At 51.0% G+C, this 5,020-nt stretch carries 8 protein-coding genes; all 8 read left to right on the plus strand.

Going from position 1 to position 5,020, the window contains the following annotated elements:
- Positions 1-95: 95 nt before the first annotated feature.
- The 8 genes from FD37_RS08715 to FD37_RS08745 are packed head-to-tail and all read left to right on the plus strand — an operon-like array spanning position 96 to position 4,919.
- Positions 96-1,058 (plus strand): hypothetical protein, encoded by a 963-nt coding sequence (locus FD37_RS08715; protein WP_056964854.1) that lies wholly within the window; start codon positions 96-98, stop codon positions 1,056-1,058.
- Positions 991-1,842, plus strand: coding sequence for a PD-(D/E)XK nuclease-like domain-containing protein (locus FD37_RS08720; protein WP_056964856.1), 852 nt, complete (start codon positions 991-993; stop codon positions 1,840-1,842). The genes FD37_RS08715 and FD37_RS08720 overlap by 68 nt, the downstream gene beginning before the upstream one ends.
- 12 nt (positions 1,843-1,854) lie before the next feature.
- Complete coding sequence (locus tag FD37_RS08725) at positions 1,855-2,775, plus strand: DnaD domain protein (RefSeq protein WP_082605162.1); 921 nt, start codon at positions 1,855-1,857, stop codon at positions 2,773-2,775.
- The gene (locus FD37_RS08730) at positions 2,772-3,146 is read left to right on the plus strand and encodes a hypothetical protein (protein WP_056964857.1); all 375 of its coding nucleotides are present in this window, start codon (positions 2,772-2,774) and stop codon (positions 3,144-3,146) included. Before FD37_RS08725 ends, FD37_RS08730 begins: the two co-directional genes overlap by 4 nt.
- A gap of 2 nt (positions 3,147-3,148) precedes the next feature.
- Entirely contained in the window at positions 3,149-3,286 is a 138-nt protein-coding gene (locus tag FD37_RS12835) for a hypothetical protein (RefSeq protein WP_156652734.1), read from the plus strand.
- A gap of 2 nt (positions 3,287-3,288) precedes the next feature.
- Positions 3,289-4,008 (plus strand): Rha family transcriptional regulator, encoded by a 720-nt coding sequence (locus FD37_RS08735; RefSeq protein ID WP_056964859.1) that lies wholly within the window; start codon positions 3,289-3,291, stop codon positions 4,006-4,008.
- Between the two features lie 3 nt (positions 4,009-4,011).
- Entirely contained in the window at positions 4,012-4,590 is a 579-nt protein-coding gene (locus FD37_RS08740; RefSeq protein ID WP_225436354.1) for a RusA family crossover junction endodeoxyribonuclease, read from the plus strand.
- The gene (locus tag FD37_RS08745; protein ID WP_056964861.1) at positions 4,590-4,919 is read left to right on the plus strand and encodes a hypothetical protein; all 330 of its coding nucleotides are present in this window, start codon (positions 4,590-4,592) and stop codon (positions 4,917-4,919) included. The genes FD37_RS08740 and FD37_RS08745 overlap by 1 nt, the downstream gene beginning before the upstream one ends.
- Positions 4,920-5,020: the final 101 nt, after the last annotated feature.

Here is a 5,020-nt window from a genome sequence, read left to right on the forward strand (position 1 = left end):
CCGGGGTACCAAGTCACCGACGACGATTTGAATCGCCTATACAGTGCTAAGGACGCCTTAGCCAAGTGGAACCCATAATTGGAGGTCAAATAATCATGGCGAACGAAATGCAACAACAATTCAATCAATCTCAAGTGATGAACGGCAACGTAGCCCCGACCAACGCGGCGGGAATTACCAACGCTAGCCGTGAAATGGAGGAAGTAAAGGGCCAGATCTTTATGGCCAAGCAGTTCCCCCGCAATCAATTCCAAGCGCAAAAGAACATTGAAGATGCTTGCAAACGGCAGTCTCTGGCACTGACCGCAACCTATTCCTATCCACGTGGAGGTCAGAATGTCACCGGTCCTTCAATCCGGCTGGCGGAAGTAATTGCCCAAAATTGGGGCAACATGGCCTACGGGTTCAAGGAGCTTGATTCTGACGAAAAGAGTTCAACTGCTATGGCCTACGCTTGGGACGTTGAGACCAATACGCGTACAGAACGTATTTTCCAAGTGCCTCATAAACGCGTGACCAAGAAAGGCGTTCAACACCTCACGGATCCCCGAGACATCTACGAATTAGTTGCCAACTACGCTTCACGACGTGTCCGGGCCTGCATCCTGGAAATTGTCCCTGGTGATGTTGTGGAAGATGCCGTCAACGAGTGTGACAAGACCTTGAAAGGTAATAATACCGCCCCAATGAAGGAACGGCTCGCCAATGCTTTTAATGGGTTTAAGGACACTTACGACGTCACTCAGCAGCAGATTGAAGAGTACTTCGGTTATCCGGCTAGCGAATTTTCAGAAAGCAACTACGTTAAATTGGTTCAAATCTTTAATAGCTTAAATGAAAAGGCTTCTAAAGTCGATGACTGGTTCGAAAAACTAACTGATCCGAAGGCAGGAGATAAAAAGCAGTCAGCGGTAGCTAAGGACTTCGATAAGGATAAGAAGACGGAGACGAAACCGACTAAGCCAACGGACGATAAGGGGGCTAAGACGGATGCTAAAGGACGTTCCAGCAAGGCAAAGAGTGCCACTGCCCAAGCTGACCAAGGCGAACTACTATGACACCGAAACTGACTGGCCTTATATGTCCGTTTCACTTTTCAAAAGCTTCATGAAGTGCGAAGCGGCCACCATGGCCACCCTGAACGGCAACGGGCTATCGGACACCAACGAGACACCACTGTTAGTCGGAAACTGGGTCCATTCAGCCGTTGAGTCTGAGGCGGCTCACGAGGAGTTTAAACAGGAAGCCGGGGAAAAGGTCCTGACCAAGTCTGGGAAGCTCCGAGCGGAGTTTAAGCAGGCAGATTTGATGATTGAACGGCTTAGGTCAGATGCCTTTTTCAATTGGGCCTGGCAGGGCGAGCATGAATCAATCGTCACCGGTGAGCTTTTCGGGACTGAGTGGAAGGGCAAAATCGATTGCCTGGACGTCGAAAACGGACGGTTCTTTGACCTAAAGACGACTGCTGACCCATTAAAGATGATCTGGTCTAATCGGCATGGTGGCCGGGTTCTGTGGGTCACTGCTTATGGGTATTTGCTTCAAATGAGCATCTACAAGCACTTGCTCGAGCAGACATACGGGAAGCATTTCGATGCCTATATTATCGCGGTCAGCAAAAGCAATCACCCATCAGTGCGAACGATTGACCTGTCTCGAGAAGAAGGCCGGTTTCAAATTGAGGACGACTACGTAAAAAGCCATTTACCACGAATTCTGGCCATCGAGAGTGGAGAAATACCGCCGCTGATGTGTAATCACTGCGACTGGTGTGCAGATCATCAGCTTGGCGAAAACACAGTGACAATTGACGATTTAGAGATTGAAGCAAACGAGAGATAAGGAGGTGCCAGCATGGATTATTTCAAACAACGACGAGCGTACCGCAATTTTAAAATGTATGAAGCGAGCGTCTCTAACGGCCAAAACAATCTGTATCGCGAGTTACTAGACTACGCGAACGATGAAGGCAAGTTGGACATTCAGTTTCGCATGAAAAATTCGGCTCTGCTCAGTCTGACAGGATTATCCGAGCCGGGCCTCGACAAAGCCAGAAACTCACTGGTACAACTTGGACTTATTAAATACGTAAAAGGTAAGAAGAATGTGAAACCGCCCGAATATCGGGTGATTCAGCTTTACAAAGAAATGGGTAAGGTAGCTGGTTACCCAACCGTTAACCCTACTAGTAAGAGTAAAAGTAGGACAACTAGTTTAGACAAAGTAGGTCAACCAGTTGGGCAACCTGGAGGTCAACCAGTAGAACATAAAGATCTTACTAGTACTGACCCTGACTTGACTAGTACTGACCTTGATGATGACGACGCGGGCATCACCCGAGCAGAGGTCATCGACAAGTGGACCGAGCTTTGGGGATTCCCAAACGCCATCGCCATGCCTGAGATTAACGAGTGGCTGGATGCCTTGCCTGCCGACGTGGTGGACTTCGCAATCACTATCGCCGGTGAACACCAGGTCAAGGCCACTGGATCACTCAAGTACATGCGGGCAGTCATCGAGGGGTGGCAGAAACGGGATATCTCCACCCTCGACCAAGCCAAAAAGGCAGCAGAGAACCACGACCGCCGCATGAAGAGCGAGCACAGCGGCCACAAGCCGACACCTGCCAAGGAGACACTGCCAACGTGGGCTCAAGACACGCCTGAGAAGCCTGTCTCGGATGGCAAGCTAAGCCCCGAGCAGCAGGCGGCACTGGACGCGAGAATCAAGAAGTTCAACGCACGGCGGACGAAGAAAGAGGAGGCACAAGCATGAAGGCATGGAAGTGCTCGACTTACGGGGATATCGATGGCTGGCTAGCTGTGATTGTGTGGGCAGAGACGCCAGGCAAGGCTAAATCATTCGTTGTGGGTGATGAGCGACTTGGAGAACCTGAGTTCACTTGGATTCACTGCGTTCGCGCCAAGTGGGCTGATAGCCTTGCCGACATGGACGAAGGAAAGCTTGAGGTGGAGGAGTTGCGACATGGCTGGAGCTGGCAGTTGCCTGATGGTCAGCTCGTTGATCATGACACGGTTCCCTTGATTGAGAAGTACGGCGGGACGGTGTCAGATTTCTACAAGACGTATCTCAAGCAGACGTCGCCAATCAAGTACGACGAAAATGGATTTTACGAGGAGGAATAATCATGGATGATGATTTACCAGCATGGGCCATTCAAGTGGCCTGTGATCTACTAGGATTTTATGGGCTTTGGGAAGCTAGCGACGGTGACTATCAAGCCATTTTCGACCTAGCAGAGGATTTAGCAGATCAGGAGGACTAAAAATGAAAAATTTAGTGATCATGAAGAACCGGCAGGCAGTCACGACTAGCCTGCAAGTAGCAGAGGCGTTCGACAAGCAACACAAGGACGTGATGGACACTATTCGGCACAAACTTCAATCGGCGGAAAATTCCGCGCATTACCAAAAGATGTTTGCACTGGGGACTTACCAGGATAGTCGGGGCCGGACCCAGAACATGTACTACATGAATCGAAGCGGATGGTCATTTATCGCGATGGGGTTCACTGGTGAGAAGGCAGACAGCTTCAAGCTTGCGTACATCGATGCTTTTGACGCCATGCAAGACGAACTCAAACACCAAAATGAGCTGGTGATGACGCCTGAGCAAAAACTCGACCTGTTGATTGAGACTGGGAGCCGGGCCAACCACCGGATTGACCACGTCGAGGAGCGCATGGACGACTTCGAGGCCAACCGCCGGCTGGAATCCGGGGACTACACGTCTGTCAGTCACGGGGTATCTAAGGCGGTCCGTGAGTACATCCAAGACCGGCACCTACAACTAACCCAGGAACAGCGTTCGGCACTCTACAAGGACATCAACGGGGGCTTGAATCAGGTCTGCGGTGTGCGGACCCGGACACAGATTCGGGAGAAGGACTTCGACAAGGCCATGCAGTACATCGACGACTGGTCACCGTCAACCGCAACTAAGATGATGATGCAGCAGGCCGGCGAACAGACTGCCATGGAGGTGTAGGAGATGAGAGTTAAGGCGCTTAACCGGGACCCAGACGGTAGCCTGATTCATCAGCACATTAACCATCCGGCAGGAGACGACGAAGAAGAGATTTTTTGGCCATCTGATACCGATAGAATCCGACGTGAGATGGAAGCTTACGCTGCGTTCGGAATTCGTGGGAATGCTTTGGCCCGCCTAGTGATTCACGGTGAACCAGTCCCAGCCGGGCGCCCGCGATTCTCAAACGGCCACGCGTACGATCCCAAGCGGTCCCGGGACTACAAGCGCTTCGTTGGTCAAGAGGCCAAGATGAAGTATCACGGCGGCTTGCTCCGGGACATGCCACTCAAGGTCGAGATTCGTGTCTATCGGCATGTTCAGCGTTCCTTAAGCAAGTTGGAACGAGGGCGACGTCTACGAGGCGAACACCGGCCAATTGTTAAGCCTGACGCGTCCAACTATCTCAAACTGATTGAGGACGCGTTGACCGGGATTATTTGGGAAGACGACAACCTGATTACGGACGTCAGCTGTAGCAAGTACTACTCAGACGAACCGAGAATCGAAGTAACAGTCACGGAAGCCAAGGAGGAAAAATAATGAATATCGATGATTTACTGAAAACCATGCAAGCCGTATTGGAAGCAGACAAGGACGACGACATCGTTGCCCAGAAGTTCGAGGAATTTGGCCCACAACGGTTGATTGTCTCGTTTGAAAAGGACGGGGTGCATGTCGATATGCCCAGAAGCTCAGCGGCACTACCGTTTATGATTAGCGACTTGTTCGATGAAATTGCTAAGGCTCCGGATTTGTGGACCGGGGACAGAGCTGCACTAGTGGCCCTTATGTCTGAGTTTGTTAACCGGTATTTGATTGAAAATTCCCAGAACTTGGTTACAGAGCAGGAGGCGAACGCCCGTGGCTAAACAGCGGAAACATACGAAGAAGTCAACCCTGCGCAAGAAGAAGCGCCGCATGGCGCAACATGCACGGGAACACCAAGCAGAAGCGAAGGAGGCACTTAGAG

It is taken from the genome of Levilactobacillus spicheri DSM 15429 (assembly GCF_001435095.1).
Classification (GTDB): domain Bacteria; phylum Bacillota; class Bacilli; order Lactobacillales; family Lactobacillaceae; genus Levilactobacillus; species Levilactobacillus spicheri.

Excerpts from the sequence above, each read along its gene's own strand:
- FD37_RS08725 (WP_082605162.1), top strand. The coding sequence starts at position 1,855 with ATGGATTATTTCAAACAACGACGAGCGTACCGCAATTTTAAAATGTAT.
- FD37_RS08720 (WP_056964856.1), top strand. The coding sequence starts at position 991 with ATGCTAAAGGACGTTCCAGCAAGGCAAAGAGTGCCACTGCCCAAGCTG.
- FD37_RS08745 (WP_056964861.1), top strand. The coding sequence starts at position 4,590 with ATGAATATCGATGATTTACTGAAAACCATGCAAGCCGTATTGGAAGCA.
- FD37_RS08735 (WP_056964859.1), top strand. The coding sequence starts at position 3,289 with ATGAAAAATTTAGTGATCATGAAGAACCGGCAGGCAGTCACGACTAGC.
- FD37_RS08715 (WP_056964854.1), top strand. The coding sequence starts at position 96 with ATGGCGAACGAAATGCAACAACAATTCAATCAATCTCAAGTGATGAAC.
- FD37_RS08730 (WP_056964857.1), top strand. The coding sequence starts at position 2,772 with ATGAAGGCATGGAAGTGCTCGACTTACGGGGATATCGATGGCTGGCTA.
- FD37_RS12835 (WP_156652734.1), top strand. The coding sequence starts at position 3,149 with ATGGATGATGATTTACCAGCATGGGCCATTCAAGTGGCCTGTGATCTA.
- FD37_RS08740 (WP_225436354.1), top strand. The coding sequence starts at position 4,012 with ATGAGAGTTAAGGCGCTTAACCGGGACCCAGACGGTAGCCTGATTCAT.